Annotated in this window: 9 protein-coding genes; 4 read left to right on the top strand and 5 right to left on the bottom strand. The window is 60.9% G+C overall.

Going from position 1 to position 12797, the window contains the following annotated elements:
• The first annotated feature begins 3 nt into the window (after positions 1-3).
• A complete protein-coding gene (rpsT, locus tag GWR55_RS10595) occupies positions 4-282 on the top strand; it encodes a 30S ribosomal protein S20 (RefSeq protein WP_162402239.1) in 279 nt (92 codons plus the stop codon).
• A 72-nt stretch (positions 283-354) separates the two neighbouring features.
• Here rpsT and GWR55_RS10590 read toward each other — a convergent pair whose 3' ends face one another.
• On the bottom strand, positions 355-2007 hold the full coding sequence (locus GWR55_RS10590; RefSeq protein WP_162402238.1) for a hypothetical protein: 1653 nt from the start codon (positions 2005-2007) through the stop codon (positions 355-357).
• A 174-nt stretch (positions 2008-2181) separates the two neighbouring features.
• Between GWR55_RS10590 and GWR55_RS10585 the strand changes: the two genes are divergently transcribed.
• The 3 genes from GWR55_RS10585 to GWR55_RS10575 all read left to right on the top strand — a co-directional run bounded on the left by GWR55_RS10585 (position 2182) and on the right by GWR55_RS10575 (position 7515).
• Positions 2182-4281 (top strand): M13 family metallopeptidase, encoded by a 2100-nt coding sequence (locus GWR55_RS10585; RefSeq protein WP_238398339.1) that lies wholly within the window; start codon positions 2182-2184, stop codon positions 4279-4281.
• Positions 4282-4352: 71 nt separating this feature from the next.
• A complete protein-coding gene (locus GWR55_RS10580) occupies positions 4353-5270 on the top strand; it encodes a DMT family transporter (protein ID WP_162402237.1) in 918 nt (305 codons plus the stop codon).
• A 31-nt stretch (positions 5271-5301) separates the two neighbouring features.
• Complete coding sequence (locus GWR55_RS10575) at positions 5302-7515, top strand: FUSC family protein (RefSeq protein WP_162402236.1); 2214 nt, start codon at positions 5302-5304, stop codon at positions 7513-7515.
• A gap of 241 nt (positions 7516-7756) precedes the next feature.
• Here GWR55_RS10575 and GWR55_RS10570 read toward each other — a convergent pair whose 3' ends face one another.
• The 4 genes from GWR55_RS10570 to GWR55_RS10555 all read right to left on the bottom strand — a co-directional run bounded on the left by GWR55_RS10570 (position 7757) and on the right by GWR55_RS10555 (position 12696).
• Positions 7757-9121 carry an MATE family efflux transporter gene (locus tag GWR55_RS10570; protein WP_162402235.1) on the bottom strand — a complete coding sequence of 455 codons (1365 nt, stop codon included), beginning with the start codon at positions 9119-9121 and terminating at the stop codon, positions 7757-7759.
• 262 nt (positions 9122-9383) lie between these two features.
• The gene (locus GWR55_RS10565) at positions 9384-10724 is read right to left on the bottom strand and encodes a serine hydrolase (RefSeq protein ID WP_162402234.1); all 1341 of its coding nucleotides are present in this window, start codon (positions 10722-10724) and stop codon (positions 9384-9386) included.
• An 84-nt stretch (positions 10725-10808) separates the two neighbouring features.
• The gene (locus GWR55_RS10560) at positions 10809-11435 is read right to left on the bottom strand and encodes a DNA-3-methyladenine glycosylase (RefSeq protein ID WP_238398338.1); all 627 of its coding nucleotides are present in this window, start codon (positions 11433-11435) and stop codon (positions 10809-10811) included.
• Between the two features lie 4 nt (positions 11436-11439).
• Positions 11440-12696 (bottom strand): threonine synthase, encoded by a 1257-nt coding sequence (locus tag GWR55_RS10555; protein ID WP_162402233.1) that lies wholly within the window; start codon positions 12694-12696, stop codon positions 11440-11442.
• Positions 12697-12797: the final 101 nt, after the last annotated feature.

Genomic DNA, 12797 nt, shown 5'->3' with positions numbered 1-12797 from the left:
AGAATGGCAAATCATGTTTCGTCGCTGAAGCGCACCCGTCAGACAGAGACCAAGACCGCGATCAACCGCGCCAACAAGAGCAAGCTGCGTGGAAGCCTGCGCAGCCTGCGCGAGGCGATCGCCAAGGGCGATGCCAGCACCCTCAAGGCAGCATACAGCTCCACCGTCTCCGCCCTCGACAAGAGCGTGCAGAAAGGCATCATCCACAAGAACACCGCCAACCGCTACAAGGCCCGCCTGAACGCCCGTGTGAAGGCCGTCGTTGCCCCTAAGGCCGCCTAAATCCAGCGGAACAGTTTCTCCTGCGAAAGAGGCCCGTCTTAAGACGGGCCTCTTTTCATTTTCATTGCTTTTTCATCGTGGGTCGTCGCGGTGGGCGGGATCGTTGCCGTGACTTTCGCCGGGGGCATACAGCGTGGGTGGCCGCCTATGCTGCTCCTGAACATCGCCCAGTCTCGTCGGCGGGGCCGCTGTCTCCGATGCCGCTCCCCCGGATGGTTGCGAAGCTGTCGCAGCAGTAGAACCAGTAGCATTCGGCTGGGCAGCGTCTGCTGGAGGCGCGGCTGGGGGAGGCTGTGCGGGGCCGCTATTCGAGGATGCCGCATCCGCAGCATGCGGAAGCTCAGGAGTCGGAGGGGAAGAACCCGCCGAACTGCCTGCGTTCGCCGGGCCCGAGCCGCTTGAAGACAACAACATGGCAGGATCGCCGTCGATCTGCGGGGCCGAAGCCTCCGCCATCTGCACGGCTTTGCGTTCGTCCGGAGTCAGTGCCGGGAGATTGTAGACCTCCAGGGAGCCATCGCGAATGATCGCCAGATGCATGCCATCCGGGGACAGATCGAAGTTCTGTCCTGCCCGAGCGATGGGGGCGGCGTCGACGCGCAGCAGCTGCCGGCCGCTGTCGGTCTGGTAGACCGTCACCGCCTGGGAGTCGAACATCTCCGCGCTGACCGTCTCGTCTTCAACCATGGAGGCGCGCGTCAGCACGCGGCTGATGGCAAAGCGTCCGCTTCCGGGAGCGTAAGCGAAGCTCGGAGAGACATAGCTCTCCGACATGTTCTGCTCCCACATCTCCTCCCCCCTCAGGTTGAAGGCGCCAATGACCTGCGGCGTATGGCTGGCGTGGCATCCGAATGCGATAAATTCACTTCGGCTGACCAGGATGGGAGAAGGACGGCAGGTTGAATCGAACCCGGCAAGCTCTTTCGTCTGTCCCCCATAGCTCTTGAAATTGAAGCTCCAGCGCTGGCGTCCCCCGTCCAGAATGGCAATGAATCCGGCCGCGTTGGCCGGGATACGTCCGGCAGCGCGTGAGCGAAGCACGCCTGCGGGACGCACGTCCATGTCGTCTCCGGCAAGGCTGATCAGGCGAAAGAAGTTGATCTGGACGGGCTTATCGTCCTTGTCAGGCTGGTCACCCAGCACCTCCGGGTCTCGGGTGTCCATGGTCTCAAGGATCATCAGGTCGGCGTCGGGTGACAGCAGGATTCCCCCAATGCGGCGGTCGGTCCGGATAAAGGCGCGCTGGTTGAAGGCATTGCCGTGGGGCAGATTCACCATCGGGGCAAACGTGGTAAGGGTGTTGCGGATACGCAGCATAAAACGTCCCCGCCCCAGGTTCCAGAGGTACTGGCCGTGGTCATGCGTGCGCCACAAAGTTCGAGCCAAAGCCTTGCCTGAGGGAAGCTCCAGCAGGACAGCCTCTACAAACCGATCCTGGTCGCCGGGAGGACAGTCCGCCAGACGCTTCAAAAGCCGCTTGGCGTTGTAAGTCAGCAGCAAATGGCTGGGGTCCACGAAGTCAACCGTCATCATGGAGCTGCCGGCGAGCATAAACTGCGTCTGCGGAGCCTGAAAGCCGAGCGGATCCAGAGGAATGCGCTCCGCCGGGTCCGGTCCCTTCGCCTGAGCGGCGTTCGTCACAAAACCCAGCACAAGTGCGAGCAGGAAGCCATACGACGGCTTGCGGAGACGGAGACTCGCGAAGATGATGCTGGGAACCGGCATGACAGGCGACGCGTATCCCCGAAGGGATGATTCGGTACTACTGTTTCACAGACGACGCTTGCCCGCCAATGGGAAGCAGCCGATGCCTGGGTGTGTCTGTTGGTGTGGTAAACAGGACATATTCCAAATCGGGTCAACGGCAGAGATCGAGAGAGACATTGAGGGAAACGCACCATGATGAATGAGATAAGGCTGCAGCTGAGGACAAAGAGCCTTTTATGGGGAGCTGCCGCAACGCTCCTGATTGCGACCGCGGCCAGCGCTCAAACGAATGCGGCAGCCGATAAGGCGGTCGCTCCTGCCATGGTTTACAAACCTATTCCCGGGTTCGATGCGTCTTCGCTCGATACCAGCGTGGACCCCTGTAACGACTTCTATAAGTTTGCCTGCGGACGATTCGCCGCCAATCACCCCATTCCCTCCGACCAGCCCGAGGTCGACCAGTTCTATGCTCTCTACAACGTCAACACCCAGTCGTTGAATGGCATCTTGACCAAGGCAGCCGCGGGAGGTTCCGTCCGCAGCCCCAACGAACAGAAGATTGGCGACTACTACAAGAGCTGTATGGATGCCGACGTCATCGAGGCCAAAGGCCTGGGACCTCTCCAGCCTCTGCTCGATAAGATCAACAATCTCCAGTCGCTCAATGAGATTGCGCCGCTCATCGGCGAGCTACAGCGCTATGGAATCGACGTCTTCTTCGGGTACGGCGAGCAGCAGGACTTCAAGGACGCCAGCAAGCAGATCGCCTTCATCGACCAGGGCGGTATCGGCCTACCGGAACGCGACTATTACTTCCGCACCGGGGCCAAGGACGAGACCATCCGCAAACAGTATGTTGAACATGTGGCGAAGATGCTGACGCTCGCCGGCACTCCTGCTGAAAAAGCCAAAAAAGATGCCGACGCAATCATGGCGTTCGAGACGGCCCTGGCGAAAGCATCGATGCCGGTCACCGACCGTCGCGATCCGGAGAAGGTCTATCACCTGCAGACGCTCGCCACCTTTACCGAGACCGTCGATCCGGACGGCTTTGAAGAGTTCCGTACAGCCATCCATTCTCCTGCAATCACCGAGATCAACAACGCAAACCCGGAGTTCGTCACAGCTATGATGTCCAGCCTCCGGAGCGCCGATCTCGACACTCTGAAGGCTTACATGACGTATCACCTGCTGACTGGCGCAGCCAATCGCCTGCCGAAGCGCTTCGATGATGAGAACTTCGACTTTTATGGACGCATCCTGACGGGCCAGCCGGAGCAGAGCGCCCGCTGGAAGCGCTGCTCCAATGCAGTGAATGGTGCGCTGGGTGAGGCGCTGGGGCAGGTGTACGTCCAGCAGTACTTCGCCGGCGACAGCAAGGCCAAGATGCTCGAGATGGTGCACGACATCGAGAACGCCATGGGACACGACATCGACCAGCTCGACTGGATGTCTCCCGAGACCAAGGTGAAAGCGAAAGAAAAGCTGCACGGAATCGCCAACAAGATCGGATACCCGGACAAATGGCGCGACTACTCGAAGCTCGAGGTCAAGCCGGACGAGGCGCTCTGGAACAAGTTTCGCGGGACCGCTTTTGAGAACGACCGTCAACTGAACAAAATTGGACAGCCAGTCGATCACAACGAGTGGAGTATGACGCCGCCGACCGTCAACGCCTACTACGACCCCAGCATGAATGACATCAACTTCCCGGCAGGCATTTTGCAGCCTGCTTTCTACGACCGGAGTCAGGATGATGCCGTCAACTATGGCCACATCGGTGCAGTCATCGGCCACGAACTGACACATGCCTTCGACGACGAAGGACGCAAGTTCGACGCCAAAGGCAACATGTCCGACTGGTGGACCCCGGAGGATGCGAAGAAGTTTGAGTCGCGCACAGACTGCCTGGTCGACCAGTATGGATCGTTTACCGCAGTCGATGACGTCAAGGTCAACGGCAAGCTCACCCTGGGCGAAAATACTGCGGATAACGGCGGTCTGCTGCTGTCGTACCTTGCGTATCTCGAGCGCGCCAAGAACGACAAGGTGGATCTGAACGCAAAGGTCAACGGATACACCGCGCCACAGCGCTTCTACATCGCCTACGCGCAGAATTGGTGCGAAAACTCGCGGCCCGAGGTCATCCGCCAGCAGGTCCTGACCGATCCCCACTCGCCGGATCACTTCCGCGCCAACGGAGCGATCGTTAACCAGCCCGGCTTTGCAGCGGCCTTCAGCTGCAAAAAGGGAGCCCCGATGGTCCCGGCCAACAGCTGCCGGGTCTGGTAGCCGACATCAACTAACAGCAGAGGGAGCGCTGCTTCGGCGGCGCTCTTCTCTTTTTGTGCGACATTGGAGATATGTCCGCCACCTCGAAGCATCGCGCCGTCGGTTTTCTCGCCTGTGCGCTTGCCAGCTCCTTCTGGGGCTGCGGATTCTTCTTCGGCAAGATTGCGCTGGCTGAGATGTCCTTCGCCCACATGGTGCTCTATCGCTTTCTCTTCGCGATGGTCATCCTGCTGCCGCTCCTGGTGACGCACCGTCCGGGATTGAACAGGTCGGAGTGGGCGACGCTGGCGTTGGCCGCATTTCTCGGAGTTCCGGTTCAGTTTCTCATCCAGTTCTACGGTCTCTCGCTGACGACGGTTTCGCACGCTGCTCTGATGGTCGGCACCATGCCCGTCATCCTCGCCGTGGGTGCAACCCTGTTTGCGCATGAGCGGCTCGATGGCATCGGCTGGATCGCTTTGATGTGCTCAACCACAGGCGCTGCTCTCATCGCCCTCGGACATCACGCGACAGGTGCGGGGCAGCCATCTCTCAAAGGAGACCTGCTGGTCGTTCTCTCGCTCGCCATCGCACTGGGGTGGATTCTGCTGAACAAGCGCCTGGTGGAACGCCACTCGCCCGTCGTTGTGACGGCATATGGATTGTTGCTCGGCACTACGATGTTAGCTGCGTGGGTTCCACTGCGCTACGGTTTGCCGCCAGTCGCGCACGTCTCCATGAAAGCATGGCTGGCGCTGGCGGGAAGCGGCGTCCTGTGCACAGCCACGACAACACTGCTATGGAACTGGGGCATGACGCAGGTTCCGGCATCGCAGGCCGGGGTTCTGCTCAATATGGAGCCGCTGATGGGAAGCCTGCTGGGGGTCTTCGTACTCGGCGAGCATCTTGGTCCATCGGCGTGGACCGGCGGATGCATGATCCTGGCGGCGGCCATCATCCTGACGACGCGCTCGAAGGCACACGTTCTGGAAGTTCAACCCGCAGGCTGAGAACGAAGGTTCAAGGCTAAACTCTCTCCAGATGCGTTGGTATCTTCGATGGTCTTCGGCGCTGAGGCGCCTGCACTGGGAGCGTGGCCTTCGCGCCGGAATCGCTGTTCTGACAGCGATGGCGGTGTGTCGCGCGCTGGGCAAACCCATGGGCTGGGCGGCACTGGGCGGCTTCGAAGCCATCCTGGTCGATAACGGAGGCCCCTATCGCAGCCGCCTGACGACCATGCTGACGGTTCTTGTGGGCGGAGCCATGGCCTGCGTCATCGCTTCCCTGTCCACCACGCCCTTCTGGCTGTCCGTGCTGGTTACGGCTGGCTTCTGCTTTGCCGTGACCTTCGGTCGCGTACTGGCGAACCAGCTTGCCTCCACTTCGGTGGTTATCCTTGTGCTTTACTTCGCGGGCTACGGCGGGGAGAGTCATACGCTTTATGGCGCGCTCGGCAATGCGCTCTCCTACGTGCTTGGAGGACTGTGGGCTGCGGGATTCAGCCTCGTGCTCTGGCCGCTTGACCCTTTTCGTCCGGCGCGGCTGGGCGTCTCCAGGTGCTACGGCATGTTGGCGGAGTTCACCTCGCAGGTGCATGCTACGCAACCGGACAGTCGCGACCGCCAGGCGGAGCGGCACCGCATGCACGAGCTGCAACGGCAGATGCGACTGAGCATCGAGTCGGCGCGTACAGCGATAGGAGCCACCGGCGCGAGGATTACGGCGCGAACCCAGCGTGCCCGCTCACTGACGGTTTTGCTGGAGACGGCTGACCTGCTCTTTGCGGGGACGATCCGCTGGACGGAGCTACTGGAGTCGAGCTCCGATCCTCACGACCAGGCCGCTATCGAAGAGGCTCTGGAGTGGATGGAAGGAGCGGAGAAGACCATTGCGGTCGCTCTCGAAAGCCGGCCCGCGGATGGCGCTGCCTCCTTCGCTCTTGAAGGCTCGCACTCCATCCAGCATCTCCGCAAGCGCGAGGCGGCCATCAAAACGCTCGAGGCCGCAATGGTACCGTCCGATCCGCTCATACGGCATCTCGTTCAGGAGGAGCGAGACATCCTGTTGAACATCGAGGTTGCATTCGAGGCCATTCAAGCGCTGTGGAGCGGTATTGAACCTTCGAGTCGCACCACAAGTTCAGGTGCAGAGATCCGTAGCTCGCTACTGGCCAGGCAAGTACGGCCACCGTCCGGCACCGGCTGGCAATCGATGCTGGATGCAGCGCGGGCCAACTGGACGACGCGCTCCATCATGATGCGGCACGCTCTGCGCATGCTGGTTGTTGGCGCGGCCGATGTGCTGCTGATGAAGATGGTCCATGTCAGCCACGGAGGATGGCTGGCGATGACCTCCATCATCGTGCTGCAGCCGACAAGCTCGGGAACGCTTCGCCGCGGTGCGCAACGCGTGGGTGGCACGATCGCAGGCGGAGTGCTGGCTGCGATCCTGGCGGCCGCGATCCACAGCCAGGAAGGCATCATCGTTGTGGTGACAATCACAAGCATCTTCACGCTTGCGACCTATGCCATCGATTACGGCTGGTACGCGTTCTTCCTGACGCCAACCTTCGTTCTGCTGAGCCTGCCGCATCTGCGTGATTGGCACTTCGCCGGAGTCCGCATTGGAAACACGGTCCTGGGCGCCGCCGTTGCAGTGCTGGCGATGCGGCTTCTATGGCCCGAGCGAGAGCAGGTCGAGATGACCCGCCTGCTGGCACGTGGAGCGCAAGCCGATGCGGAGTATGTTCGCGCGATGCTTACATTCTGGCGCACGACCGATAGCACGCACCACGATGCGGCCCGTGTCGACGCTGATCGCAGGCTGCTTGCGCCGTCGCGGCGTGCCTGTGGGTTGGCCATCAACGATGCGGAAGAAGCGTTGGACCGTATCATGCTCGAGCCGCAGGTTTCTCTGTCCAACCAGATTCCCAAATGGGAACCAGCGCTCACGTTCGTCACCTACCTGCGCCGCATGACCCGCGCTGTGACGACATTGGCGGCGTTGGGATGCGATGACGAGGAGCTTCGCGGTCGCGCCTCGCTCGTCATTCGCCGCATGGAGAGAGTCGCGGAGCTGATGACCGCCAGCGCCGAGCGAAGAACGCCTTCCTTGTCTGCAGAACCCGGCCTCGGCGATTCAGAAGCTGCTCCGGCGGGGAAGGATACACCGGCGGAACACCAGTTGCGGAGGCTGGAACGACAGACGGGTGTGCTGGAACGAACCGCGAAGACTCTGATCGAACAGGATTATTAAGGCGGATTCGCATACGGGCTTTAAATAATTAACCTGCTTTGTTGGCTTCCAACGCTACCAAAAGTGTCGTCCTTCGACTTCGCTTCTCACAATAAGACCGTGAGAAGGCTTCGCTCAGGATGACACTGTTCATGGGGTTGCAAGAATTGCATATCTGAACCAGCTGCTATCACCGACGCGATTCGCCATCATGCATCTTTGCGGCGATCGCGATCGGATTTCAGACATAGGTTGATGCCTCTTAGGGCACGAGGCTCTTCTGCGAGAGCGAGCGTGTGGTCCTGCTCCATACGGTGGTGAGGGAGATTCCCGCTACGATGAGGCCGGCGCAGAGGCCGATCCAAAGTCCGAGAGCGCCGTGATGAAGATGAAAGCCCAGCCAGCTTCCGATAGGAAGACCGATGATCCAGTAGCCGACGATCTGGACGATCAGGCCGGCATGTGTATTGCCCGCGCCGCGAAGCGCCCCTGTGGCAGTGATCTGAAGACCGTCGAAGAATTGAAAGGCGGCAGCAACGAACAGAAGAGGAACGGTTGCGGCGATCACGGCGCGGTCGGGTGTGAAGGCTCGGGCGATGGAGTGCGCGAAGACGCTGAGAAGGATGGAGCAGGTGGCCATGCAGGCTGCACCCAGTAGAATGGCGGTCCATCCGGCGGCGGCGGCTTCGCGCGGGGCTTTGCGGCCGAGCGCCTGACCGACCCGCACCGCGGCGGCGGCGGAGATGGCGAACGGGATCATGAAGGTGAAGCTGGCACAGTTGAGGGCGATCTCGTGACCGGCAAGCGGAAGCGGGCCCATGGTCCCGATCAGGAAGGTTACGGTACCGAAGATGGCGATCTCGACGAAGATCTGGCCTCCGGCGGGTGCGCCGAGCAGGGTGAGGCGTTTGAGACGACTGGATTCGACGTGCCGCAGCATGGAGCGCAGGCCGTAGTTGTGTTTGTGCTCCACGTGCCAGATGGCGGCGAGCAGGAAGAGGGCGAGATAGGTGCGCGAGAGCGAGGTCGCCAGACCCGAGCCGACGATGCCGAGAGCGGGAATCCGGATTGGGCCCCATTGATGGCCGTAGATCAGGAGCCAGTTGACGAGAACGTTGCACAGGTTGGCGGTAACAAGGGCAAAGGCGATGGGGCGAACGTGGTTGAAGGCCTGCAGGTAGCGGCGCAGGGTGAAGTAGAGAAAGAGCGTCGGCGTTCCCCAGTTGAGTGCGCGGAGGAAGTGGATGGCTCCGTCCATGACGTGTGGGTTGATGGGCATCCGGCGCATGACGAGGGGTGCCAGCTCGACGATTCCGAAGAGAGATCCGGCAAGAATCGCCGCGAGGATGAGGCCGTGATAAAGCCAGCGGTTGGCTTCGTCGTAACGTCCGGCGCCGTGCGACTGCGATAGGAACGTATCGAGCGAGAGCAGGACACCGGCGATCCCGAAGGCGAGCGTGTTGTAGAGAACCTGGCCGAGGGAGGCGGAGGCGATGTTGACCGCCGCGTTGTCCATATGTCCGACCATGATGGTGTCGACGATTCCCATCGACATCCAGCCGAGCTCGGCGGCGATGAGCGGGAGGGCGAGGACGAGCATGTGGCGAATCTGCTGGCGAACTGTCATGACTCTCCATCCCTCCCTGCTTTATGCAAATTATTCCAATGATGAGATTTCAGTAATCGATTTTGTGCGCACGTCTGTTGGCCGGATGGCATGGAAGACTGCGATGACCGGAAGTCCGGAGACAGAAAAAGCCCCGGGACTCCGGGGCTTTTTTGTCTGGTTCCATTATAGCGGTTCAGGAAGGTGGATTCGGCAGAAGGTGACCCTCCTAGGCTGCAGCAAAGTGATCACCCGAGATGGTTTCACCAGGCACTACGACACGCTACTGTTTCCTGCCTTCGTGCTGCATGCCGTTCTGATAGAGGATGAGGCGGTTGATGGCGTGCGTGGCTGGATCGCGGAAGAACTCAATCTGAGCGTCGACTACCTTGAGGAAGAACTTTGTCTCCGATTCTGCGAAGAGATCGAGGGCGGGCTGGCTCGCAAGTTTGGTGGTGAGGTGGCCGTCCTTGATGGCGATGACGTTGTCGATGGGGGCGTCGGTCATCCGGTAGGTGCCGGCGTATTCGGCGAGGATCGCGGGAGAAACGTCGATGGCCTTGCGCTCGGAGGGAAGGATGACCTGCTGGCCGAGGGCAGCCTTGCCAAGGTTGGTGGCGATCATATCGGGCGCGCCGCCTGTCAGGTTCCCGAGGACGATCACAATGAGTTTGTCGTTGGGGTAGTAGTTGAGCGAGGTATTGAAGCCTTCGATGCCGCCGCCATGAGTGATGAGTTTATGGCCGTCGATATCGCGGATGAAGAGTCCGCATCCATAACCATCTTTGAAGGACGTCGTCATCTTCGCGAGCGATTCGGGTTTGAGGACTTTGCCGCCGAAGAGACCCTGCTCCCACTTGAGGAGGTCGCCGGTGGTGGAGTAGAGGGCGCCGGCGGAGAATGGGATGGTCATGCTGATGTATCCGTCGTGCTCGATGCCGCGGGGCGAGCGGCGGTAGCCTTGTGCGCGCTGCGGCAGGATGGCGGCGTTGGAATCGATGCCGGTGTCTTGCATGCCGAGTGGAGTGAAGATGTTCTGCTGGAGGAAGTCGGCGTAGGCCTGGCCAGAGACTTTTTCGATCAGGTAGCCGAGGAGGACGTAGCCGGAGTTGGAGTAATTGAACTTTGTGCCAGGTTCGAAGTCGAGGGGCTTGTCGCGGAAGCGCGCGACAAGTTCGGCGGGAGTGGTGTCCTTCCACTCGGTGGTGCGGTAGTCGGGAAAGCCGGTGAAGGAGGGGATGCCAGAGGTGTGGGTGAGGACGTTGTAGATGGTGATCTTCGACCAGGCGGCGGGAGCGTCGGGCATGTACTTGCTGACGGGGTCGTCGATGCTCAGCTTGCCGCGCTCCTGAAGGAGGAGGATGCTTGCGGCGGTGAACTGCTTGGTGATGGAGCCGAGGCGGAACTTGGTGGCGGGAGAGTTGGGAATGTTCCACTCCAGATCCGCGGAGCCGTAGCCCTGGTCGATGAGGGTATGGCCGTCTTTGACGACGAGGACCGAGCCCATGAAGGATTTGTCGTTGGTGTAATTGGCGACGATCTGCTGCATGCGCGGCACGGGATCGGTCTGGGCATGAGCGGCGAGAGGCGCGAGGCAGAGAAGAAGGATGGCGAGTGGACGCATATGGGAGTTCTACGCTCCGGAATCGACAAATGTTCCTGCGGCAGGATGATAGCGTCTTCGCACAGCACTCGCCACGCGATGGCTCTATTTCCAGTCCTTCAGGACAAAGCGGAGAGGATGCTCGATGGCCTTCGTGATGCCGATGCGAGGCGTGATCTCAATCTTCCCCAGACCCACGCCGTCATCCTCGATGTGGAGAGAAGACTCCGCCTTCGTAACGTCAATGCCGTTGTGAGTGGCACGCGTGATGCCTATTGCTTCGCATAGCTTTCCGGGGCCGCCGGTGAGTTGCTGTGCTTTCGCGTTCTCCGGCAGGCCGCGCAGCCGCGCCATGGTTTTGATTCCTTCCAGAGGAACGAGGGCGCGGATCAAAACGCCGCCGGGCTCGTTTTCAGGCAGGCAGGAGACGTTGACGCAATAGTGCATCCCGTAGATGAAGTACACATACGCTATCCCCGGCGGGCCGAACAACACTGCGTTGGCAGAAGTCCGTCCCCGGAAGGCATGAGAGGCGGGATCGTTGAGTCCAAGATAGGCTTCGACTTCGACGATGCGACCGCTGAGCCGTTCGCCTCTGCGACGATGTACCAGGACCTTACCAAGGATGTCGCGTGCGACGATGTCCGGAGATCGCAGGAAGAAATCGGACGAAAGCACAGGAAATTGTGAGGGCAAAAGGCTCATCTCGGTCGCAGGGCTGTCAGTAGCCAAAATTTTACTGTGGGGTAATGATGCCTCCCACGGGCAGGCTGGTGGGCAGGCTTCCGGGCCTGCGCAGGTGCATGGCCTCGGCGGTCATGTCGGTGTACTTGAGGCCGGCGCCGGTGTTGAAGAGGACGACCTTGTCGGTAGGCTTGAGTTCGCCGGATGCAAGGAGCTGGTCGTATGCCGCGGTTGCGGCAGCGCCTTCGGGAGAGAGGAAGATGCCCTCGTTGCGTGCGTAGTCGAGGATGCTCTGGAGAATGGTGGCGTCGTCGCTGGCGATGGCCTTGCCGCCGGACTGCTGGAGGATGTCGAGGATGATGTAGTCGCCGTAGGGCTTGGGGACGCGGAGTCCTGCGGCGAAGGTGTCGGCGTTCTGGAAGAACTCGCTTGTGGGCTTGTCTTCTTCAAAGGCTTTGACGATGGGGTCGCAACCAGAGGATTGGAGAGCATACATCTTCGGGCGTTTGCCGCTGACCCATCCGAGTTGTTCCATCTCCTCGAAAGCCTTCCACATGCCGATCAGGCCGACGCCCCCGCCGGTGGGGTAGAAGACGGCGTCGGGGTAGGTCCAGCCGAGCTGCTCGACGAGCTCGTACCCCATGGTCTTTTTGCCTTCGACGCGATAGGGCTCCTTGAGGGTGGAGATGTCGAACCATGTCTCTGCTGCGGGAGTGTTGGCTTCTTTCTGCGCCTTGATCTTTTCGCCGACGAGGTGGGCGCAGTCGGAGATGAGTCCGTCGACAAGGGTGACGTCGGAGCCGTAGACGATGCCTTCCAGGTAGTTGGCGAAGGGAACGTCCTGCGGCATAAAGATGTGGGCCTGCATCTGGGCGGCGGCGGCGTAGGCGGCGAGGGCGCTGGCCGCGTTTCCCGCGGAGGGAACGGCAAGGTGCTGAAGGCCGTAGTGTTTCGCCATCGTGACGGCCATGCCGAGCCCCCGGGCCTTGAAGGTGCCGGTCGGGTTGGCGCCTTCCTCCTTAATAGAGAGGCCGGGGTAGCGGCGGGAGTGGATCATGGGAGTCCAGCCCTCGCCGAGGGTGACGGGAGTGACGTCAGGAAGGACAGCGGAGTAGCGCCACATGCCGAGGCTCGCTGGAGATGCAGCGGCTCTGATCGCAATGTCGTCCCGTCGCGAGGTGCGCTTCAGCTCGTCCATGTCGTACCGGACGTAGAGAGAGCCGGTGCAGGCGGGGCAGACGGTCTGCGGGGCTTCGGCAGAGACGTGGTTTTGGCAGCGGGAGCACTCGAGGAAGGCGATGCGGGGCATGACTTCGATGCTACTAGAGGGGCGAATTGGAGGATGAGAATCCTGCAAACCCACCTTTAGCCACGGCGTGGCGAAGATGGGGCACCCGCGATAGATGCTTT

Source organism: Edaphobacter sp. 12200R-103 (genome assembly GCF_010093025.1).
Lineage (GTDB): Bacteria > Acidobacteriota > Terriglobia > Terriglobales > Acidobacteriaceae > Edaphobacter.
Note: the sequence above shows the minus strand (reverse complement) of the source record. Positions and strands in the feature narration are given on the sequence as shown.